This is a genomic window from Nitrobacter sp. (assembly GCF_047149785.1).
In the GTDB taxonomy this organism is placed as follows: Bacteria; Pseudomonadota; Alphaproteobacteria; order Rhizobiales; family Xanthobacteraceae; genus Nitrobacter.
Genome location: NZ_BAAGBE010000001.1, coordinates 736,648 through 757,290, shown reverse-complemented (window position 1 = coordinate 757,290; position 20,643 = coordinate 736,648). Strand labels below are relative to the sequence as shown.

The 20,643-nt window shown below is 63.5% G+C and carries 15 protein-coding genes and 2 pseudogenes; 8 read left to right on the top strand and 9 right to left on the bottom strand.

Annotation, left to right across the window (positions count from 1 at the left end):
• Nucleotides 1-98: 98 nt before the first annotated feature.
• Together ACMDCM_RS03435 and ACMDCM_RS03430 are read right to left on the bottom strand one after the other, a co-directional pair.
• Nucleotides 99-1,950: pseudogene (locus tag ACMDCM_RS03435) on the bottom strand (acetyl-CoA hydrolase/transferase C-terminal domain-containing protein).
• Nucleotides 1,951-2,034: 84 nt separating this feature from the next.
• Nucleotides 2,035-3,282 carry a threonine ammonia-lyase gene (locus ACMDCM_RS03430; protein ID WP_412772260.1) on the bottom strand — a complete coding sequence of 416 codons (1,248 nt, stop codon included), beginning with the start codon at nucleotides 3,280-3,282 and terminating at the stop codon, nucleotides 2,035-2,037.
• Nucleotides 3,283-3,391: 109 nt separating this feature from the next.
• Here ACMDCM_RS03430 and ACMDCM_RS03425 point away from each other — a divergent pair, with 109 nt between their 5' ends.
• On the top strand, nucleotides 3,392-3,631 hold the full coding sequence (locus tag ACMDCM_RS03425; protein WP_412772259.1) for a hypothetical protein: 240 nt from the start codon (nucleotides 3,392-3,394) through the stop codon (nucleotides 3,629-3,631).
• Nucleotides 3,610-3,897, top strand: coding sequence for a hypothetical protein (locus ACMDCM_RS03420; RefSeq protein WP_412772258.1), 288 nt, complete (start codon nucleotides 3,610-3,612; stop codon nucleotides 3,895-3,897). The genes ACMDCM_RS03425 and ACMDCM_RS03420 overlap by 22 nt, the downstream gene beginning before the upstream one ends.
• Before the next feature lie 58 nt (nucleotides 3,898-3,955).
• Here the strand turns inward: ACMDCM_RS03420 and ACMDCM_RS03415 are convergent, their stop codons facing one another.
• Genes ACMDCM_RS03415 through ACMDCM_RS03405 form a run of 3 tightly spaced genes read right to left on the bottom strand, consistent with a single transcriptional unit; the run spans nucleotide 3,956 to nucleotide 9,970 of the window.
• Complete coding sequence (locus ACMDCM_RS03415; protein WP_412772257.1) at nucleotides 3,956-7,576, bottom strand: error-prone DNA polymerase; 3,621 nt, start codon at nucleotides 7,574-7,576, stop codon at nucleotides 3,956-3,958.
• A complete protein-coding gene (locus tag ACMDCM_RS03410) occupies nucleotides 7,573-9,249 on the bottom strand; it encodes a Y-family DNA polymerase (protein ID WP_412774650.1) in 1,677 nt (558 codons plus the stop codon). The genes ACMDCM_RS03415 and ACMDCM_RS03410 overlap by 4 nt, the downstream gene beginning before the upstream one ends.
• Nucleotides 9,158-9,970 carry an ImuA family protein gene (locus ACMDCM_RS03405; RefSeq protein WP_412772256.1) on the bottom strand — a complete coding sequence of 271 codons (813 nt, stop codon included), beginning with the start codon at nucleotides 9,968-9,970 and terminating at the stop codon, nucleotides 9,158-9,160. The genes ACMDCM_RS03410 and ACMDCM_RS03405 overlap by 92 nt, the downstream gene beginning before the upstream one ends.
• 210 nt (nucleotides 9,971-10,180) lie before the next feature.
• Between ACMDCM_RS03405 and ACMDCM_RS03400 the strand changes: the two are divergent.
• Nucleotides 10,181-10,792, top strand: a pseudogene (locus ACMDCM_RS03400) (UdgX family uracil-DNA binding protein); the annotation flags it as partial.
• A gap of 57 nt (nucleotides 10,793-10,849) precedes the next feature.
• Here ACMDCM_RS03400 and ACMDCM_RS03395 read toward each other — a convergent pair.
• Entirely contained in the window at nucleotides 10,850-11,347 is a 498-nt protein-coding gene (locus tag ACMDCM_RS03395; RefSeq protein ID WP_412772255.1) for a YciE/YciF ferroxidase family protein, read from the bottom strand.
• Between the two features lie 91 nt (nucleotides 11,348-11,438).
• The gene (locus ACMDCM_RS03390) at nucleotides 11,439-12,611 is read right to left on the bottom strand and encodes a M20 aminoacylase family protein (RefSeq protein WP_412772254.1); all 1,173 of its coding nucleotides are present in this window, start codon (nucleotides 12,609-12,611) and stop codon (nucleotides 11,439-11,441) included.
• 219 nt (nucleotides 12,612-12,830) lie between these two features.
• Between ACMDCM_RS03390 and ACMDCM_RS03385 the strand changes: the two genes are divergently transcribed.
• The 4 genes from ACMDCM_RS03385 to ACMDCM_RS03370 all read left to right on the top strand — a co-directional run bounded on the left by ACMDCM_RS03385 (nucleotide 12,831) and on the right by ACMDCM_RS03370 (nucleotide 15,518).
• The gene (locus ACMDCM_RS03385) at nucleotides 12,831-13,778 is read left to right on the top strand and encodes a metallophosphoesterase family protein (RefSeq protein ID WP_412772253.1); all 948 of its coding nucleotides are present in this window, start codon (nucleotides 12,831-12,833) and stop codon (nucleotides 13,776-13,778) included.
• 12 nt (nucleotides 13,779-13,790) lie between these two features.
• Nucleotides 13,791-14,120, top strand: a complete 330-nt coding sequence (locus tag ACMDCM_RS03380) for a cupredoxin domain-containing protein (protein ID WP_412772252.1) — start codon at nucleotides 13,791-13,793, stop codon at nucleotides 14,118-14,120.
• A 76-nt stretch (nucleotides 14,121-14,196) separates the two neighbouring features.
• Nucleotides 14,197-14,760 (top strand): sigma-70 family RNA polymerase sigma factor, encoded by a 564-nt coding sequence (locus ACMDCM_RS03375; RefSeq protein ID WP_412774649.1) that lies wholly within the window; start codon nucleotides 14,197-14,199, stop codon nucleotides 14,758-14,760.
• Nucleotides 14,757-15,518, top strand: a complete 762-nt coding sequence (locus tag ACMDCM_RS03370; RefSeq protein ID WP_412772251.1) for an anti-sigma factor family protein — start codon at nucleotides 14,757-14,759, stop codon at nucleotides 15,516-15,518. The genes ACMDCM_RS03375 and ACMDCM_RS03370 overlap by 4 nt, the downstream gene beginning before the upstream one ends.
• 75 nt (nucleotides 15,519-15,593) lie before the next feature.
• On the opposite strand, the gene hpnO is transcribed toward ACMDCM_RS03370, so the two are convergent.
• The gene (hpnO, locus tag ACMDCM_RS03365) at nucleotides 15,594-16,985 is read right to left on the bottom strand and encodes an aminobacteriohopanetriol synthase HpnO (RefSeq protein WP_412772250.1); all 1,392 of its coding nucleotides are present in this window, start codon (nucleotides 16,983-16,985) and stop codon (nucleotides 15,594-15,596) included.
• A 134-nt stretch (nucleotides 16,986-17,119) separates the two neighbouring features.
• On the opposite strand from hpnO, the gene ACMDCM_RS03360 reads away from it, so the two are divergent.
• Nucleotides 17,120-17,791, top strand: coding sequence for a DUF2147 domain-containing protein (locus ACMDCM_RS03360; protein WP_412772249.1), 672 nt, complete (start codon nucleotides 17,120-17,122; stop codon nucleotides 17,789-17,791).
• On the opposite strand, the gene hpnN is transcribed toward ACMDCM_RS03360, so the two are convergent.
• The gene (gene hpnN, locus ACMDCM_RS03355; protein ID WP_412772248.1) at nucleotides 17,744-20,329 is read right to left on the bottom strand and encodes a hopanoid transporter HpnN; all 2,586 of its coding nucleotides are present in this window, start codon (nucleotides 20,327-20,329) and stop codon (nucleotides 17,744-17,746) included. The genes ACMDCM_RS03360 and hpnN overlap by 48 nt on opposite strands.
• Nucleotides 20,330-20,643: the final 314 nt, after the last annotated feature.

Genomic DNA, 20,643 nt, shown 5'->3' with positions numbered 1-20,643 from the left:
TCCGCGTATCTCCTCCATGCAAACGCCGTCATATGCGGGCTTGACCCGCGTATCCATCTATCTTCGCGATATTCTTTGGACCCTCGCCTTGACAAGGGCTATTTCCCGCCGCTCCGCTTCAGCGCGGCGTTCAACAACATGCGATAGAACCTGTCCGAAAACGTATTCGGATGATCGAGTCCCATGCGCGCTAGCGCAGGCTGATCCGAAACCGCGGCGGGACGCAGACCCTCGATTGCGAGCAACAGCAGCGCCAATGGCGAGCGCGATGCATCGCGCAAGGATTCGAGCGCGGGGATCAGCCGCTGCTCGACCTCGGTGAAATCGCTGCCGAACGGAAACGGCGGCAGCAGGCCAGCCGCCTGCGCGGGCTTCAGCGCGGCGGCGATACGCGCCGGCGTATTGTCGCAATGCGCTGCCGGAATCCGGTGGTCGCGCGGCAGCTTTCCGGCGTCGACCGCCTGCCGCATCAACTGGTCCTGGAAGCGCGAGTCCGCGACGTTGAGCATCGCCGCGATCACCTCGGCATCCGACTTGCCGCGCAGGTCCGCCACGCCGTATTCGGTGACCACGATATCGCGCAGGTGGCGCGGGATGGTGCCATGACCATACGACCAGCGGATGTTCGACACCAGGCCGCGCTTCTCGCGCCGCGTCGATTCCAGCGTGAGAATCGAGCGCGCGCCGTCGAGCGCGAAGGCCTGCGCGACAAAATTGTACTGCCCGCCGACGCCGCTCACCACCTGGCCGTTGTCGAGGCCGTCGGAGATCGCGGCGCCCATCAGCGTCGCCATCATGGCGTTGTTGACGAAGCGCGCATCGATGCGGGCGCGGCGCCTGGCGGCCTCGTCGCCGTAGAGTTCGTTGGTGAAGGACACGGCCGTCATCTGGATGCGCGCGCGCTGCGCTGGCGTCATCTCGCGCAAGGCGCGGTAGAACGATTGCGGGCCCAGGAAGAACGCGCCGTGCAGAACGGCGCCGTCGACCTCGCGCCTGAGCACGCCGGCCTCGATCAGCCCGAGGAACGCCTCGAACACCATTTCGCTGACGCCATAAAGACCCGGTCGCGAACGGCGCGGTTTCCTTCATCGCGCTATTCGGCGCGAGCCGCGCCGCGATGTCGCGAAACCGCGCGTTGTCGCGATGCCGCAGGATCAGGCTCTGCGCCAGCGCATCGCCAACCTGACCGATGCCGATCTGCAACGTGCCGCCGTCCTTGATGAGCCCCGCCGCGTGCAGGCCGATGGCGTATTTGGTATCCGACACGGGCTCGGACGGCGGCGCGAACAGCGGAAAATCGGTCTCGGGGCTGTCCAGGATGGCGCTGAATTCGCTGGCCGGCAGATCGCCAGCGCCGGGCATGAACGGCAGTTGCGAATTGACCTGTCCCACCAGCTTGAACGACGCCCGGCCGGCGGCGCGGGCGCGCAGCAGGTCGAGCGTGGTGTCGGTGTTGCAGCTCAGACTGTAGCGCGTCTCGCCGTTCACGACGCGTTTGGCCACGAGCTGGGTGATGACGTTGAGGCCGCGGTCGAGGATGTAGGATGCGGCATGGGTGTAGTTGGCGGCGATGTAGTGTTGCTGGGCATAGGCGTTGCGCAGCCACTTGCCCGCCAGGAAGAAGAACTCGGTGACCTCGATGTTCGGCGGCAGCTCGCCTTTGTGCAAGGCGGCGGCGTAGTCGAGGTCGGGCCAGCCACCGAACAGGCGATCGATCACCGGTGCGATGAATCGCTTTTCCAATTCGCTCGACGGCCGCGGCTTCTCCAGCGTCAGCGCCGAGAAGAAAGTCAGGTCGAGGTTGCGATCGGCTGCGGCGCGCTGGTAGAGCGCATTGATGATGTGATTGGCCTTGCCGAGCCCGAGCGGCAATCCCACCACCAGACGAGGGCCGATGTCGCGGATGATGTCATCGACGATCGCGGCGGGGTCGGTGAAAATTTTGGGCATCAGCAAATGGTCCGCATGTCGATCGGCGCGCCTTCCCGCCTTGCACGCTGCGGCCCTCGCCGCAACGATATCATCGTTATTCGTTCAGTCCCGTGACAGCACCAGCCGGTCGCGACGGCGCGCCCTCACGCCTTTTGCTTCCAGCCCGGCGACGATCGCGCTGCCGTGCGCGGTGTCCTGCGCCTCGATCACCAGTTCGACCTCGGTCATGTTGGCGGAGAGCGCGCTGAACAGGCGCTGATGCTGCACCTCGACGATGTTGCCGCGGAGTTCTGCGATGATGCAGGCGAGTTCGGCGAGCGCGCCCGGCTTGTCGGATATCTCCACCACGAGATCGATCAGCCGGCCGTCGCGCACCAGTCCGCGCATCAGGACATTGGCGAGCGTGCGCGTGTCAATGTTGCCGCCGGAAATGATCAACCCGACTTTCCGCCCCACAAACCGGGCGGGATTGCTCATCAGCGCCGCGAGCGCGGCCGCGCCGGCGCCTTCCGTCACGGTCTTCTCGATCTCCAGCATCTGGATGACGGCCTTTTCGATCAGGCGCTCCGCCACCGTCATCACCTCGATGCCGTACTCGCGCAGGATCGCCAGCGGCAGCGCGCCGACGTCGCGCACCGCGATGCCTTCGGCGATGGTCGCGCCGCCGACCGAGACCGGGCGTCCGGCGAGATGCTGCGCCACGGCGGCGTAGGATTCCACCTCGACGCCGATCACCTCGACGGCCGACGCATGGTTCGCCGCTGCGATCGCGCAACCCGCGACCAGTCCTCCGCCACCCACCGGCGTCAGGATGCAGTCGAGCGTCGGCTGATCCTCCAGCATCTCGATCGCCACGGTGCCCTGCCCCGCGATCACGGCCGGATCGTTATAGGGATGGACAAAGACGAGATTTTCATCCGCGGCCAGTTGCCGGGCAAAGGCAGCGGATTCCGCCAGAATCTCGCCCTCGAGCCGAACCCGCGCCCCGAGCTTCCTCGTCCGCGACACCTTCACGAACGGCGTCGACTTCGGCATCACGATGGTGGCGGCGATGCCGAGGTTGTGGGCGTGATAGGCGACGCCCTGCGCGTGGTTGCCGGCGGACATGGCGATAACGCCGCGCTTCGCCTCCTCAGGCGACAGCGTGAGCAGCTTGTTGGCCGCGCCACGCTCCTTGAAGGAGGCGACGAACTGCTGGTTTTCCAGCTTGAGCCAGACCTCGGCGCCGCTGATATCGGACAGCGTGCGCGAATGAACCAGGGGCGTGCGGATCACCCGGCCGGCGAGACGGTCCGCGGCCGCCCGCAGATCCGCCACGCCGATGGATTTGCCGTGCTCTGCATCGCTCATTTTCATCCCTCGTGAATGGTCGAACGCGGGTTTATGCTACCTGCGGGAAATTCGAAACAGGTATCGTCGGCGGCCTCGCCTTGTCCGCGCGAGGCGGAGATCAGAGGAAATGGCGCTCCGGGTCAGGTTCGTGGAAACCGCCGGCGACATAGTCGCCGACCGCAGCCCTGCTTTCGCGCAAAAAGCATACCGACGCATTAATATTTTGCGATGCTGGGGCCACAACAGCCGGCGCCGGGAGGCCATCGCCCCGCCGGGACCGGCGCGGCGCGTGACAAACGGCGTCGGCGTCGTCCATGATTTACGCGCCGAACGCAAGGAGCTCGAATGTCCGCCATTGATCCTTTGACCGCTGCGGGTGTCGTCCTGGCCACCGCGGCGACCGATGCCGTCTATGTGATGTTCACCTCGGCCGTGGTGGCGCGGCGGCGGGTGCCGGCGGCGACCTGGAGCAGCGTCTGGTACCTGCTCTCGTCCTTCGCGGTGATCAGCTATACCGAGAACTGGGTCTATGTCGTCTTCGCCGCGATCGGCTCCTGGCTCGGGGCGTTCGCCACCATCACCTTCCTGCATCGCCCGCCCGGCGGACCGCCGGTCGGCGCGTCGGTGGAGTGAAGGAAGGCAAGACGATCTACGAAATCGTCGATCGTTCTCGTCGTCATTCCAGGGCGGGTCAAAAACGCGAACCCGGAATCCAGTCGTCAATGATTCCCGGATTACCGGATTCCCGATGCGTAATTGCGCATCTGTGATCGCCGCCAAGGCGGCGTCCGGAATGACGTGGAGAGGCCCTCAATGAAAATCCCGCGAGCGCGGCAGGATGCGCACATTGCGCGGATGGCGGATGCGTTGTATCGCGACGATCGTCGTTGAGCGGCTCGGCCGGTGCAGCCGGCGCCGGCAGCGGATGCCTGGGGACAAGCGCGTCGTTCGCCAGATGCATCAGTTCCGTAGAGCGATCGGTCAGTTGATCCGCGACCAGATGCACGACCTTCTCCGGGCTGCTCTGGATAGTGCCCTCCACCTCGATCAGCCGCGCCCCCATCACCTCCTTGCGATAACGCTCCATGATCTTCGGCCACACCACGATATTGGCGATACCGGTCTCGTCCTCCAGCGTCATGAACACGACGCCCTTGGCGCTGCCCGGCCGTTGCCGCACCAGCACCACGCCCGCGCACTTGACGCGACGCTTGTCATTGGCATGCGAGACCTCGGCACAACTGACCACGCGCTCGCGGATGAACATCGCGCGCAAGAATTCCATCGGGTGCCCCTTCAGCGACAGCCGCACGGTCTGATAATCGGCGACCACTTGCTCCGGCAGCGGCATCTCGGGCAGCGGCGCGGCATGTTCGTCCGGCAATTCGCGCGCCGCGGCGCTTTCGAACAATGGCAGCGGCACATCGTCCGGCAGACGCCGCACCGCCCACAGCGCCGCACGGCGGTCGAACCCGAGCGAGCGAAAGGCGTCGGCATCGGCCAGCAGGATCAGCGCACGCTTCGGCAGTTTCGTATCGCGGGCGAAATCCTCAATGGAGGTGAAGGACCGGCGTTGCCGCGCGGCGACGATCCGCTCGCCCCAGTCGTCGGATGTCAGCGAAGGAGACGATAACTGTTCTTGAGACGACGGATTTGAAGTCCCAATCCATGCATTGCCTGCTCTCTCCCCCCTTGAGAGGTGGAGAGGGGGGTATCTCAAGCACCGGTCTTGTAGCTCACCCCCCTCCCTTTCCCTCCCCCACAAGGGGGGAGGGAACAATTCCTCATCGGCTGCCTGCTGCTCGCCTCTCTCCTCATCCTTATCGACCCACTTGAATCCATCGATCTGGCGGAAGCCGAGCCGCACCGCGTGATGCGCGCCCACGCGCTCCTCCAGAGTGTTCTGCGAATGGCTGAACGAAACATCGACCGGCCGCACATCGACGCCGTTCTTGCGGGCATCGCCGACGATCTGCGCCGGCGCGTAAAAACCCATCGGCTGCGAATTCAGCAAGGAGCAGCAGAACGCGTCGGGATGGAAATGCTTCAACCACGATGAGACATAAACCAGTTGCGCAAAACTCGCCGCGTGGCTTTCGGGAAAGCCATAAGAGCCGAATCCCTTGATCTGCTCGAAACAGTTTTTCGCGAACACCGGATCGTAGCCACGCGCGATCATGCTGTTGACCATCTTCTCCTGGAAGGAGCCGATGGTGCCCACGTTGCGGAACGTCGCCATGGCGCGACGTAACCCATTCGCCTCTTCCGAGGTGAATTTCGCCGCGGCGATGGCGATGCGCATCGCCTGCTCCTGAAACAGCGGCACGCCCAGCGTGCGTTTCAGAACATTCCGCAATTCATCCTTGTCCCCGCCTTTCGGATAGGGATAGTCGATCTTGTCGGGATCCATGGCGCGCCGCTTCAGGTAGGGATGCACCATGTCGCCCTGGATCGGACCCGGACGCACGATGGCGACCTCGATGACGAGATCATAGAACGTGCGCGGCTTCAGGCGCGGCAGCATGTTCATCTGCGCCCGGCTCTCGACCTGGAATACGCCGAGAGATTCGCCACGGCACAGCATGTCGTAGACCGGCTTCTCGTCCTGCGGGATCGTCGCCAACTCCCATCGCTCGCCCTTGTGATCCGCGATCAGGTCAAAACACTTGCGGATGCAGGTCAGCATGCCGAGTGCCAGCACGTCGACCTTCATCATCCGTAATGCATCGACGTCGTCCTTGTCCCACTCGATGAAGGTGCGGTCGTCCATCGCCGCGTTGCCGATCGGCACGTAAGTGTCGAGCCGGTCCTGCGTCAGTACGTAACCGCCGACATGCTGCGACAGGTGACGCGGAAAGCCGATCAATTCGGTGGCGAGTTCGACGGCACGGCGCACCATCGGGTTTTGCGGATCGAAGCCGGCCTGCCTGACCTGCATGTCGCTGACATCGTCGCCCCAGCTTCCCCAGACCGTATCAGCGAGCGCCGCCGTGACATCCTCGGTCAGGCCCAGCGCCTTGCCCACGTCGCGGATGGCGCTGCGCGGCCGATAGTGGATGACGGTGGCGATGATCGCGGCGCGGTGACGGCCATAGCGGCGATAGACATACTGCATCACCTCCTCGCGGCGCGAATGCTCGAAATCGACGTCGATATCGGGCGGCTCCAGCCGCTCCCTGGAGATGAAACGCTCGAACAGAAGGTCGACCTTGGTGGGATCGACCGAGGTGATGCCGAGCACGTAGCACACGGCCGAATTCGCCGCCGATCCCCGCCCCTGGCACAGGATGTTCTGTGCGCGCGCCCAGTGCACGATGTCATGCACGGTAAGGAAGTAATGGGCGTAGTCGAGTTCGGCGATCAGGTCCAATTCCTTGCGGAGAACCGTTTTCAGATCTTCATCCGCACCTCCCGGAAAATATGTTTCGACACCCGCCCATGTCAGGTCCTCCAGATGACGCTGCGCGGTCTTGCCCGGCGGAACCGGCTCGTCGGGATACTGATATTTGAGTTGATCCAGTGAAAATTCGATGCGCGATGCGAACGTTGCCGTCTCGGCGATCGCCTCCGGAATATCGCGAAACAGCACCGTCATCTCATGGGCCGGCTTCAGATGCCGCTCGGCGTTGATGTCCAGCTTGCGGCCGATGGCATCGATCGCTTTTTTTTCGCGGATGCAGGTCAGCACATCCTGCAAGGGACGGCGCGCGGGATGATGGTACAGAACCTCGTTGGTTGCGAGCAGCGACACGCGCGCGGTGGTTGCGATCCGCTGCAATCGCAGCAGGCGGCGACGGTCGTCGCCGCGATAGAGCAGGCTTGCCGCGAGCCAGACGTCGTCCGCGCTGCTCTGTCGCAATCGCTCCAGCACTTTCAGCGCGGCTGTCGTCTCGAAACGATGCGGCAAGGCCAGTACGAAAAGCTGGCCTTCGGCAAACTCCAGCAAATCATCCAACGTCAGATGACATTCGCCCTTCTCCGCCAACAGCTTGCCTTTGCTGAGCAACTGGCATAGCCGGCCATAAGCATCGCGATCGCTGGGATAGACAAGAATGTCTGGCGTCCCATCGATGAAAACGAGACGCGAGCCGATCAGCAGCCGCGGCTTGTAACGGACTTTCGGATTTTCCAGTTCGGTATAAGCACGCACCACGCCCGCCAGCGTATTGCGATCGGCGATGCCAATCATCGGAAGGCGCAATTCGCTCGCCTGATGCACATACTCCTGCGGATGCGACCCGCCGTGCAGGAACGAGAAATTGGTCATGATGCCGATTTCGGCATAGGCCGGACTATCGCGCGGATGCTTCATGCGAACAGCCCGTGCAGGAACCAGCGGAACGTCTGGACTTCACGCCTGTAAATTCCTTCGCGATAAAGCCAATAGCGCACGCCCTCCTTGTCTTCTGCACGAAAATAATCACGCGTCAGCGCGCTGCCATCGGCGCGCGCGACTGCCACCTCGCCTTGCGGCGGATGCAGGCGCATGAATTCATCGTCGGGTTCGGGCGACAAGGCCTGCTCGCAGCGATTCCACCATTCCATGGCGATGCGTTCGGGTCCTTCGACGCGGGCAATGAGACACTGACGATGACGCCATTTGAACTGCGCCGGCGGACCATCCGGAAACAGTGCCACCACCTCGATCGGCTCCGGCGGCGCAAACATGCGCAGCGGCCGCAGCGGCGGCTCGCCCTCGATACGTTCCAACCATTCGGCACGCATGGCCGCCGCAAGACTCTGTTGCGCCGGCACCGGGATCGACGCGCGCTCTGGAATGTGGGTGTCCTGCGGCAGATGCACGACGACGCGATGGCTGCCGATGCGGGCGGCAAGACGATCGACCAGTGCCGCCACCTCGTCGTTATCCCGGACATGCGCATCGAGGTCGCGCTGCTCCTGTATCACGAGATCGGTCCGCACGGCGGACAGCCGCACCAGATCGAAGCCGAAGCCGGGATCGAGCGGATCGGCCAGCGCATCGAGCCGCTCGCCGAACAGACGATCGATGGTCTCGCCGCGCGTGACCGGACGTCCGGTCTCGACGGCAATGACGCGCACCGCGCCGTCGGTGCGGAAAAAACCTGCTTCCAGCCGCCGCGCTCCCTTGCCCTGTTTTTCCATCGCGGCGATGAGCGTGCGCGCAAGGCTCGCCAGCGTCATCGCGATCGCGCCGTCGGTGGCGATCGGCTCGGCGAAGCGCCTCTCGACGATAAAATCCGGCAGCGGCTTGCGCGGGTTGATCGGCGCATCGCCCTGCCCCAGCGCCTGCTCCAGCAGCGCCGTGAACGCCGCCCCGAACCGCGCCGCGATCTCGTGGCGGCCGCGCGCGGCGACATCGCCGATGGTTTTCAGCCCGGCGCGGCGCAGCCCGCGCGTGATCGCGTCATCCGCGCCGAGCGTGAACACCGGCAGCGCCGCAACCGCTCCAGCCTCCTCGCCGGGCGCGACGATCCGGCCATGGGCATGGCGGGTCAGCGCCCGCGCGCAGGCCGGCGTGCCGGCGATCGCCGCGCTGACGACAAAACCCTGCCGCGTCAGCGCGCCGCATAGTTCATTCATCAGCGCCGCTTCGCCGCCGAACAGATGCGCGCAGCCGGTGATGTCCAGAAGCAGACCATGCGGCGGATCGAGCGCCACCAGCGGCGTGAAGCGGTCGCACCAGTCGGCGATGCCGTTCAGGGTTTTGCCGTCGGCCGTCTCATCGGCATCGAACACGTCGATGTCGGGGCAGATCGCGCGGGCATTGGCGAGCGGCAGGCCGACCGCGAGGCCAATCCGTGCGGCCGTGTCATCCAGCGCGGCGACGACCAGCGCATTGTTCTGTTTGGCGACGACGATGCGGGGGGATATCTCCTTTATTGCCGGGCTTGATTGCGAAGCACGATAGGCTTCACCCCGCCCGCCGGAGCGCAACAACTCGCGCGCGATCCGGTCGGTCGGCAGGCGCGGCAGCCACAGGCTGAGGATGCGTCTGCGCGCCACGGATCGAAACGTCACGGAAGAGGCACTCATCACATTTCCACTCCATGATCCATTGGCCGGTCCGGCCATGACGGTTGCGGACAAGCCGCGTCTCGAACACAGGCGCGCCCCACGCCTGCCACGCCGCGCATGGCGGCGAGCGCGCCGGGCGCACGATCCACCGCGTCTCCGCTGTCGAAGGCAACGGCGTTGCCGCCACCCGCAGCAGCAGCCCGGTGACCCCGGAAGCCCCCGCCGCCAGCGTCAGCCTGCGGCTCGCGACAAGATCGAACAGACGCGTCTCGCCCCAGATCTCCATGACCACGGCACCAAGCGCATCACAGGCCAGCGCATCGGCCGCCGTCCGCAACGCGCTCTCCACATCTGATGCATGGACCGTCACCAACAGGCACGGATCGAGACCGAACTCGCGCCATCCGCGCATCGACAGCGCACCGGATTCGCGCGCGGCAAAATCCTGCCGCACCCAGAGCAGCGGCCGGTTTGGACATATCCGCTGCGCAAGGCCCGCGATGAAGCCGCTCGCCGCCGCGCCGTGCCGCCCTTCCGCGAACACCTCGTGCACGGCTCCGCGCGCAAGCCCGCCCTGCAGCTCGGCATCCGCCTCGTCATGACCGAGCGCGGCCCGGCCCGGCATTCCGTCGCCGTGACCGGCCTCGATGCGCGCGATGCGGTCGCGCAGACGCGCAAGCGTCGCTGCGCTGCTCCGGTTTCCAGTCATGATCACAATCCGCCCGTGACAATGAACTCGCGGCGGAGTCAATTGTTCACGTTATGTTCTATAATAAGCTCACCAGGCGGCCGGGAGTCAACCAGCTTTTCGCACACGATTTTAGCTCACGAATCCAAGGACATCAAAGGAACGCCGGGCAGCGTCCGGAATTGCCTCAAGGGGTTTCCGTGGCAAACCCGACAACAGAGACCGCCCATGACCGCCTCGCAGCTCTCCCTCCCGCGCCTGCGCGAAGAAGCCGCCGGATGCCGCGCCTGTCATCTCTGGAAGAACGCGACGCAGACCGTGTTCGGCGAAGGACCAGCGCACGCACAGGTCATGCTGGTAGGCGAGCAGCCCGGCGACAAGGAAGACCTCGCGGGGAAACCGTTCGTCGGCCCGGCGGGGCAGATCCTCGACCGCGCGCTGAAAGAAGCCGGCATCGATCGCGGAAAGGTCTACGTGACGAACGCGGTGAAGCATTTCAAGTTCGTGCCGCGCGGCAAGATCCGGCTGCACCAGAAACCCAACACGGCTGAGATCAGAGCCTGTCGCCAGTGGTACGAACGCGAACTCGCCACCGTCAAACCCACGCTCGTGGTGGCGATGGGCGCGACCGCGGCGCAAAGCGTTTTCGGCAGGATCACGCCGATCAACAAGAACCGCGGCCGGCTGATCGAGACGAACGACGGACACAAGGCGCTGGTGACGGTCCACCCATCCTATCTCCTGCGGCTGCCCGAGGAGGATGCGAGAGCGCGCGAATATCAACGTTTCGTCGATGACCTGAAAATCGCCGCAACGCAACTCCGCCGCGACAAGGCGGCGTGAAGCAGATCAATCCGTCATCGGCAGCCATAGCCGCCGATGACGGCCTTTCCCGAAAAATCAGGCAGCCAAGGCCTCGGAGTTGACACCGGCTTCGGCCAGCGCCGTCAGATCCTTGTCGGTCTTGCGTTCCTGCTGAAGCGTTTCATCGATCAGCTTGACGGCATCCTTCATGCCAAGCCGGACCGCCCACGCCTTCATCGTTCCGTAGCGCGCCATCTCGTAATGTTCCACCGCCTGCGCCGCCGCAAGCAGGCCCGCGTCCAGCGCCTCGGTGCCCTTGTATTCCTCCATGACTTCCTTGCCTTCCTCAAGAAGGCCGAGGATGGCATCGCAGGTCTTGCCCTTGGCCGGCTTTTCCATCAGCTCGAAAATTCGTTCCAGGCGCTCGACCTGGCCTTCGGTCTCGTCATGGTGTTTTTCGAAAGCCGCCCGCAGTTTGTCGGATGTCGCCGCCTTCGCCATCTTGGGCAGCGCTTTCAGGATCTGCTTTTCGGCGAAGTAGATGTCCTTGAGCTGATCAAGGAACAGGTCGTGAAGGTCCTTGTCTTTCATCATTGTAGCCTCGCGCGGTTGGGGAGGGGGAATTCCCGCTTCCTAACGCGACGTGAGGGGCTATGTTCCTGGGACGCTACAAGAGCGTGGCCGCTCAGGCGGCGAGCATATTCTCGACCAGTCTGATCCAGTACGAGGTGCCGTAGACGATGGCGTCGTCGTTGAAGTTGTAGGCTGGATGATGCAGGCCCGCGCTGTCGCCATTGCCGACGAAGATGAAGGCGCCGGGCCGGGCTTCCAGCATGTAGGCGAAATCCTCCGCGCCCATCATCGGAGGCGTCTCGTGCACATTGCCCTCGCCTGCGATTTCCCTGGCGATCTTCATCGCGGTTTCGGTCTGCCGGACGTGATTGACCGTGACCGGATAGCCGCGCCCGAACCTGACATCGATCCTTGTTCCACTCGTCAGCGCCACGCCGGCGGCGACCTCGCGTATCCGTTTCTCCATCTGGTCGCGCACGTCGGCCTTAAGCGTTCGGACGGTCCCGCCGAGTTCGACGGTCTGCGGGATGACGTTGCGGGTGTTGCCGGCATGGAACTCGCATACCGAGATCACGGCGGATTCCAGCGGATCGACGTTGCGCGACACGATCGATTGCAGGGCGACGACAAGCTGCGATCCCGCCAGCACCGGATCGATGCAGAGATGCGGCCGTGCGGCGTGGCCGCCGTGACCCTCGATCCGGAAATCGACGGCATCGGTCGCCGCCATGATCGGACCCGGCCGGATGGCGAAGGAACCGAGCGGGACGCCGGGAAGGTTATGCATGCCGTAGACCTGATCGATCCTGAAACGGTCCATCAAACCGTCCTTGATCATCGCAGCCGCGCCGGCGCCGCCCTCCTCCGCCGGCTGGAAGATCACGACGGCCTCGCCGGCGAAATTCCGCGTCTCCGCGAGATAGCGCGCGGCGCCGAGCAGCATCGCGGTGTGGCCGTCATGGCCGCAGGCATGCATCTTGCCGGGCGTCTTCGAGGCGTAAGGCAGGTTGGTTTCCTCGTGAATCGGCAGCGCATCCATGTCGGCGCGCAGGCCGATCACCCTGACCGCGCCATCGGTGGCAGGCCTCCTGCCCTTGATGACGCCGACGACGCCGGTCCGGCCGAGTCCGGTCGCAACCTCGTCGCAGCCGAATTCCCGCAAGCGATCCGCCACGAACGCCGCGGTGCGGCGCACGTCGTACAGCAGTTCCGGATGCTCGTGGATGTCCCGGCGCCAGACAGCGATATCGGGCTGCAGATCGGCAACGCGGTTGACGATGGGCATGGCGGGGTTCCGGTCGAGAGTGAATTCTCTCTGTTACCCTCTTACCATGATGCAATGAGCGGCCCAATACGCTGATTTTGCAGCGATCGACGCCGCCCGCCATGGGCTTTCCAGTCGCCGGTAACCGTTTCGTCATCGCGCCCGATGCAGGCGCGGGAATAAATCTGCATGGTCCCAGATCAGGTCTGCATGCCCAATGACGGGCGTGGGAGACCTCTCATGAGCCATAACCACAATCATGACGGCGACGGTGTCAGCCGCCGCAAGGTGCTTGAATGCATGACATGGGCCGGCACGGGCGTGCTCTGGACCATTGCCGGCGGCGTGCCGCGATCGCTCGGCATCGTCGGATCGGCGCAAGCCGCCGAAGCATCCGCATCCGCCCTCACCTTCCTGCAGATCAGCGACAGCCATGTCGGCTTCGACAAGGCTGCCAACCCGCACGCGCTCGCGACGCTCGAAGAGGCGATCGGCAAGATCAAGACGCTGCCGGCGAAGCCGTCCTTCATGATCCATACCGGCGACATCACCCACCTGTCGAAAGCCTCCGAATTCGACGACGCCGAACGTATCATCTCGCAGTCGCGGCTCGACGTGCACTATGTGCCCGGCGAGCACGATTTCATCGACGAGGAAGTGAAGCTCTATCGAGAGCGCTATGGACGCGGCACCAAGGGCGCGGGCTGGTATTCCTTCGACGCCAATGGCGTGCATTTCATCGGCCTCGTCAACGTCGTCGATCTCAAGGCCGGCGGTCTCGGCAATCTCGGCGCTGAGCAACTGGCGTGGCTCGCGGACGACCTGACAGGCCGCTCGAATTCGCAGCCGATCGTGGTGTTCGCGCATATTCCGTTGTGGAGCGTCTATCCGACCTGGGGCTGGGGCACCGACGACGGCGCGCGGGCGCTCGATCTCCTGAAAGGCTTTGGCTCGGTGACCGTGCTGAACGGCCACATCCACCAGGTGATGCAGAAGGTCGAAGGCAACGTCACCTTCCATACCGCGCGCTCGACCGCCTTCCCGCAGCCCGCGCCGGGCACCGCGCCTTCGCCCGGGCCGATGAAGGTCGCCGACGACAGGCTGCGCAGCCTGCTCGGCACCGCCAGCATCATCTTCAAACCCGGCCAGGAGCGCCTCGCCATCATCGATACGCCGCTGCAAGGCTAAGGACCGCAAATCATGATGTCCCTGAACTTGCGCACAAGCGCCGTCCGGCTTGCAGTAGCTGCCGCGCTTGCGATGCAAATATCCGCTGCCCATTGCGAGGAGGTGTCGGTGACGATCGACAACTTCACCTTCGAACCGGCGCAACTGACGGTGAAGGCCGGCACCACCGTGACGTGGACCAACCGTGACGACATTCCGCATACGGTCGTTTCCGCCGGCAACTTCCGCTCCAGGGCGTTGGATACCGACGACACATACTCGTTCACCTTCACCAGCACCGGCGATTACAAATATTTTTGCTCGCTGCACCCGCATATGGTGGGACTGATCAAGGTTGAGTAACGACCAAAAGCAAGGCATCACCTTGGGGCTCAGGCAGCGTCCCGCTGCCCGAGCCCACCCGGCTGCGAACACCACGATGCTGTTTGGCTCACCCGGAGACGATCAGACAAAAGCGCAGCGCTTTCGCGACGCGGCCCTGCCCTATCTCGACGACGTCTACACTGTCGCGCGCTATCTCCTGCGCGATCCCGCCGACGCCGAGGACGCCGTGCAGGAATGCTATCTGCGCGCATTGAAGCATTTCGACACTTACCGCGGTCCGGCGATGAAGCCATGGCTGCTCGCGATCCTGCGCAATGTCTGCCATGCGGAATTCGCCCGCCGCGCCAGGTCGGCCGCAACGACCATCGATGACTTGCCCGAAAGCGCCGAGGCCACCGCACCGCTGTGGCGTGAAGCACAGGACACTCCGGAAGCGCAGGCATTGCAAAAACGCGATGCGAATGCGATCCGGCGGATGATCGCAGCACTGCCAGAACCGTTTCACGAGACGTTCGTCCTGCGCGAAATCCAGAATCTGTCCTATCGCGAGATCGCCGAGATTGTCGATGCGCCGGTCGGCACCGTCATGTCACGGCTCGCGCGGGCGCGCGCGATGCTGCGGTCGGCATGGCTCGCGGAAGAGGAGCCACCCACATGACCTGCGATGAAGCAGACATCCTTCTGCACGCGCTGATCGACGGCGAACTCGATGCCGGTCACGCGCGCGAGGTCGAAAGCCATATCGCCACCTGCGCGCGCTGCGCGGCCGCACTCAGGACCTACCGTGATATGGAGGCGGCCATTGCGACGGCGGACATGCGCTTCACCGCGCCTGCGCACTTGCGCCAGCGGATCGAGGCGGCCATGCCGCAGTCGCGCGGCACCAGCCGCCGCTCGGTGCTTGCAGGTTTCGCCCTCGGTTCCGCCGTCTCCGCGATCGCGGCGACCGGCATCGTCGCGATCGTGCTGCGCGCCGACGACGAACAGCGTATCGTCTCCGAAATCGTATCGGCGCATCTGCGATCGCTGCAGGAGGGGCATCTGACCGACGTGCTCTCGACCGACCAGCATACGGTCAAACCGTGGTTCAACGGGCGGCTCGATGTATCGCCGCCGGTGATCGACCTGACGGCGCTCGGCTTTACGCTGATCGGCGGACGGCTCGATTACATCGATGGGCGAGCCATCGGCGCGGTCGTCTACAAGCGGCGCGCGCACGTCATCAATCTCTTCGTCGCTCAGACGCCAAACGCCACGCATAGCCCCGCACGCACCGAGGATGTGCAGGGGTTCAACATCCGCCGCTGGCGCGACCACGGTCTGAACTTCTGGGCGGTGAGCGACCTCAATGCCGACGAGCTTGCCGAATTCAGCGACAAATTCGAAAAGGCGATGCAGGCGAACGGGAACGGTTAGAGCATGATCCCGAAAAGTGGAAACCGGTTTTAAGCGACGAGTCTGATTCAACGCAGTTGAAACAGACTCCAAGCATCAGGCCGACTTGCGGACGGCGTTGTCCATCAACGTCTTGCCGAGCGACCAGATCGCGCCGGGGACCTGATGGCTCGCGGCGATGACGCTGTCGAACGAGGTCTCGATCCACTTGCAGTCTTCGTCGTTGATGATGAGCGGCGGCAGCAGCTTGATGGTATGGCTGCCATGACCGGAGACCTGGGTGAGGATCTTGTGATCCTTGAACAGCGGCACCGTGATGAGCTGACAGAACAGGCCCTTGTTGGCGGTTTCCAGCAGGTTCCACGACGCCCGCAGGCGCAGCGATTTCGGCGGGCCGAACTCGATGCCGATCATCAACCCCTTGCCGCGCACCTCCTTGAGAAGCTCGTAGCCCGGCACCATGCGCGCCAACGCCTGGCGCAGTTCCTCGCCGCGCCTGGCCGCGTTCTCGATCAGCTTCTCGGCCTTCAGCACTTCAAGGGTCGCGATGCCGGCCGCCATCGCGAGATCGTTCTTGGCGAAGGTCGAGCCGTGCACCACGGCGCGATCCATGCGGTTGAAGATCTTGTCGAAGATGTGCTTGCGGGTCAGCACCGCGCCGACCGGCACATGGCCGCCGGACAGGGCCTTGGCCAGCAGCACCATGTCGGGTTCGACGTTCCAGTGCTCGACAGCGAGAAAGCGTCCGGTCCGGCCGATGCCGGTCTGAACTTCATCCGCCACGAACAGCGTGCCATATTTCCGACACAGCGCGGCCGCTCCCGGCAGGAATTCATCGCTCGGGATATTGACGCCCTTGCCCTGGATCGGCTCGACGATGAAGGCGGCAACCCGCCGCGATGACAGAGCCTGCTCAAGCGCGGCCAGATCGTTGAAGGGAACGACTGTACAGTCCGGAAGCAGAGGCTCGAATCCACCGCGGAAATTCTTGTCATCGGTCAAGGACAGCGCGCCGTAAGTCAGCCCGTGATAGGCGTGATCGCAGTAAACGATGCCGGTCCGCCCCGTGGCGACGCGCGCGAACTTGATTGCGGCCTCGACGCTCTCGGCGCCGGAATTCGCAAAAAAGACCTTATCAAGATAAGGAACATGATCGAGCAGCCGCTCGGCCAGAACGCCGGCCAGCGTCGAGACATCCATCTGCACGAGATTGGGCAGATCGCTGTCGAGGACGCTTTTCAGGGCATCCCGCAATACGGGATGGTTCCGCCCAATCGCAAAAACGCCAAATCCGCTGAGTAAGTCGAGGTAACGGGCCCCCTCGCGATCGACCAGATATTGACCGTGACCGCTCTGGAAGCCGACGTCATAGCCGATGGTCTTCAGAACCCGCACGAGCTGTTCATTGAGGTGGCGGACATGCATCGCGCTGCGCTGCGCCTGCCGTTCCACAAACATCTCGGAAACGTCTAGATTTGGATATAGCATCCGCTACATAGTTCGCTTGATGGCGGTTTCGTCAACAGAAAAGCATGGATGAAAATTTGACTTTGTCACTGATCCCCAGCCGTTCTACTTAAGCACAGGCTTGAAGATATATGTTACAGCGCCCAGGACATACCATGCGTATTTTAAATTATTGCAGAATTCTCGCAGTTCCCTCTCTTGTCGCAGCCGCTTTGGTGACAGCCGGATTCGGACCGGCCGGCGCGGGCGATCCGACCGGCGACTGGCGCGTTGCCGACGGCGTCGCCAACATTCGCGTCGCTGAATGCAACGGCGCGATGTGGGGGGTCGTGGCCTGGGAGAAAAAGCCCGGCGGGGTCGACCAGAACAATCCGGACATCTCGAAAAGGAGCCGGCCGACGCTGGGAATGCCGATCCTTCTTGACATGAAAAAGAAGGACGAGAAGGACGAGTGGGAAGGCCAGGTCTATAACGCCAAAAACGGCAAACTTTACGACTCGTCGATCAAGCTTGAGTCGCCCGATCAACTGGAGATCGAGGGCTGCGTGCTCGGTTTCCTGTGCGGCGGCGAGACCTGGACCCGCGTATCCGGCCCGATTCCCAGCAGTCCGTCCAACAATCCTGCCAATACGTCCGCAAGCGGCGGCGCCAAAGTTGCGCCGAAAACGGGCATGGCAAAAACCTCGCCGTCAAAGACGCCGCACAAGACCACCGGACAGAAGACGGCCGCCGCGCCCGCCGCCGCCGCCAACCCGGACGATCCGGTCGGAGATATCTGCCTACTTCCCGACATCGCGGGGGCGGCCCATGAGCGCGGGCTGAAATAGCAGCACCGCCGCAAGCGTGGTGACGAGCGACAACGCCAGCAACTTGCCCATGCTCGCCGTGCCCGGATGGCTGGACAGCCACAGGCTGCCGAACGCGGTCGCGGTGGTCAGCGCGCTGAAGAAGATCGCCCGCGTCAGGCTCGATTGCAGCAGGTTCGTCCTGCCGGAACGCCACGCGGTGACATAATATATCTTGAACGCGACGCCGACGCCGAGCAACAACGGCAGCGCGACAATATTGGCGAAGTTGAGCGGAAGCCCGATCACGACACATATTTCCAGTGTCACCGCCCCGGCCACCAGCAGCGGCACCAGCGTCAGCAGCACGTCGGTGATTCGGCGCAGCGCCAGCCAGAGCAGAATGCTGATCGAGATGAGAGCCCACAGCCCCGCCTCGATGAAAGCCTTCACGATGGTGTCGCCGGATTTGAGAATCGATACCGGCCCTCCGATTGCGGTCGGCTCGGCGGCGAGCACGGCGCTGGCAAACTTGCGCAGCGTCCCGTTGTCGTCCGGATCGCCACGCGGCAACGCTTCGACGCGCATGACACCGTCGCTCTTCCAGAGCTTCACGAAATCCGCCGGCAGGGATTTCATGCTGACAGGCTCGGCCTTCAATGAGCTGCGGATCTGGTCGAACACCATCTTGAGCGGCTCGACGAACACGGCCTGGGCTTTCTCACGGGTGGCCTGGTTCGCATCGGCCAAGCGGGTGAGATCGTCCGCCAGCCGCTTTGCAGCCGCAGCGCCCGGCCCCTGACCGCCGCCGGACGCCTTGCGCAGGCTGTCGGCGGTTTCCTTCAGCGCGTCGACATTCTCCTGGTCGGACGGCGGCGGGTCGACCGAATCCGGGTTGAGCGCGGGACCGAGAACCTTGGCGCCTTGCGCGATCAGCTTGAGTTTCTCCGGCTGGTCCGCGGGAACAAAGCTGTCGAGCCCCCTGGTGCTTGCGACTTCAGGCAACTTGGCGAGCCGGGCTTCGACCTGCTTCGCTTCCTGCTCGGACCTGACCATCACGTTGATGGCGTTCGTGCCGGTCTCCGGATCTTTCCGCAAATCCAGATACGTCGCGATCGATTCGACTTTCGCGCTCCTCAAATGGATCGGATTGAAATCGAACCGCAGGAAATAGAGCGCGGGCGATCCGAGAATCACGACCGCGAGCGTCCCGACGATGATCGCCACCCGATGCTTTTCGAGAAAATGGTCAAGCGGCGCCAGAAACGCGTAGCCGACCGGCTCTTTCTCGCCGGGCGGGTTCAGAAGACGCAGCAACGCCGGAAGCACTGTGATGCTGGCGAAAAAGGCAACCAGCATGCCGACGCCGGCGATCTTGCCGAGTTCCGAAACGCCCTGATAATCCGTCGGAAGGAACGACAGGAAGCCCGCCGCCGTCGCCATCGCCGCTAGCGACAAGGGTACCGCCGAACGCTTCGCCGCTATCAAGAGAGCCGCTTCCAGATTGTTGGTCTTGAAGCGTTCGGAGCGGTAGCGAACGCTGTACTGGATGCCGAAGTCGACACCCAGCCCGACAAACAGGACGGCGAACGCGATCGACAGAAGATTGAAGGATGTCACCATCACGAGGCCGAGCGCCGTCGTGATCGACAGTCCGATGAACAGTGTTACAAAAACCGCGAAGATGATTTTCGGCGATCGCAGCGCGAGCCAGAGAATCACCAGCACGATCAGCACCGTGCCGATGCCGTTGGTGATAGCCCCCTCCTGCACCGTGGCGAATTCCTCGTTGGCGATCGGAACCGGCCCGGTCAACCGGACCCGGGCGTCGAACTTGCCGGCGATATCCAGATCGACGGCGGCCTTCCGGATCGCGTCGGTGGCGTCCTTGCCGGGCTCGAGCGCGTTGAAATCGAGGTACGGCTTGATCTGGATCAGCGAGCGGCGGTCGGAAGCGGTCAGCGGCTTGTCGCTTGCGAGCTGACGCCAGGAAAAGGTGCCGCGCCCCTTGGTCAGCACGTCCTCGACGCTCTCGGCGATCAGCGAGAACGGCCGCGCCGTGCTGTCCAGCGAGAATTGCCCCCGCTTCAAACCCGCCAGCGCCGTTTCGAGCGCGCCCGTCAGCCCCCGCAAACTCGGATCGCCGGCCATGATCTCGACCAGCGGCGCGGCTTCGCTGAACTGGCGGGTGATCTGCCTGACCTCGTCGGTCGGCAGGAAAAGCAGGCCGTTCCGTTCAAAAAACGGCCCTCCGCCGAGTTGCTGAACGGCCTCGAAATGTCTGTGGTCGGTGGCCAGCTTCGCCGTCAGCGCGGCGCCGGCGGCGGCGGCGAACTCGGCGGTCGGCGCGTCCACGACGGCGAGGATCAGCCTCTCCTGGTCGAATGCCTTCTCGAACGCGATATCGCGCTGCCGCCAGTCCAGATGGGGCGAGATCAACTTATTGATATCAGTGTTGATTTCGAAATTTCTCGCTGTATACAAGACCGCACCGGCAGCCAGCACGATCGCAACCAACGCAGTAGCCCAGGCAAATCGTGTGCAAGTTTTAACGATTGAAACAACAATACCTGTCAGCACATTCTTTCTTTCTGCTACCGCAATACGCAAAAGGCGTGGAATCCCGGTCCGATTCCTTCGCCTGATCTATTGGAGTGAATTTGACATTCGCTACCCTCGTAGCAGCAAATTCGGCGAGCGAATGTCAAATTCAAACTCCACTGGACACATGCTGAGTTGCTAGCGGTTTTGTATCCTGTTGTCTTCAGAGGCATGGAAAAGTGGCATAAAACGCGTCGTTTTCCTGGTTCAACAGCCCATTTGAACCGACTTCATACAGTTGGCGTTGCAGAAGACGAAGCGACGAACAGGCGAGGCCATGTGATATGGCCGAT

Bases quoted from the DNA above. Each gene is read 5' to 3' on its own strand.
- ACMDCM_RS03420 (WP_412772258.1), top strand. From the start codon at position 3,610: ATGTCCGCCATTGATCCTTTGACCGCTGCGGGTGTCGTCCTGGCCACC.
- ACMDCM_RS03385 (WP_412772253.1), top strand. From the start codon at position 12,831: ATGAGCCATAACCACAATCATGACGGCGACGGTGTCAGCCGCCGCAAG.
- ACMDCM_RS03415 (WP_412772257.1), bottom strand. From the start codon at position 7,576: ATGAAGCATCCGCGCGATAGTCCGGCCTATGCCGAAATCGGCATCATG.
- ACMDCM_RS03380 (WP_412772252.1), top strand. From the start codon at position 13,791: ATGATGTCCCTGAACTTGCGCACAAGCGCCGTCCGGCTTGCAGTAGCT.
- ACMDCM_RS03405 (WP_412772256.1), bottom strand. From the start codon at position 9,970: ATGACTGGAAACCGGAGCAGCGCAGCGACGCTTGCGCGTCTGCGCGAC.
- ACMDCM_RS03390 (WP_412772254.1), bottom strand. From the start codon at position 12,611: ATGCCCATCGTCAACCGCGTTGCCGATCTGCAGCCCGATATCGCTGTC.
- ACMDCM_RS03430 (WP_412772260.1), bottom strand. From the start codon at position 3,282: ATGAGCGATGCAGAGCACGGCAAATCCATCGGCGTGGCGGATCTGCGG.
- ACMDCM_RS03425 (WP_412772259.1), top strand. From the start codon at position 3,392: ATGGCGCTCCGGGTCAGGTTCGTGGAAACCGCCGGCGACATAGTCGCC.
- ACMDCM_RS03360 (WP_412772249.1), top strand. From the start codon at position 17,120: ATGCGTATTTTAAATTATTGCAGAATTCTCGCAGTTCCCTCTCTTGTC.
- hpnO (WP_412772250.1), bottom strand. From the start codon at position 16,985: ATGCTATATCCAAATCTAGACGTTTCCGAGATGTTTGTGGAACGGCAG.
- ACMDCM_RS03395 (WP_412772255.1), bottom strand. From the start codon at position 11,347: ATGATGAAAGACAAGGACCTTCACGACCTGTTCCTTGATCAGCTCAAG.
- ACMDCM_RS03370 (WP_412772251.1), top strand. From the start codon at position 14,757: ATGACCTGCGATGAAGCAGACATCCTTCTGCACGCGCTGATCGACGGC.
- ACMDCM_RS03375 (WP_412774649.1), top strand. From the start codon at position 14,197: ATGCTGTTTGGCTCACCCGGAGACGATCAGACAAAAGCGCAGCGCTTT.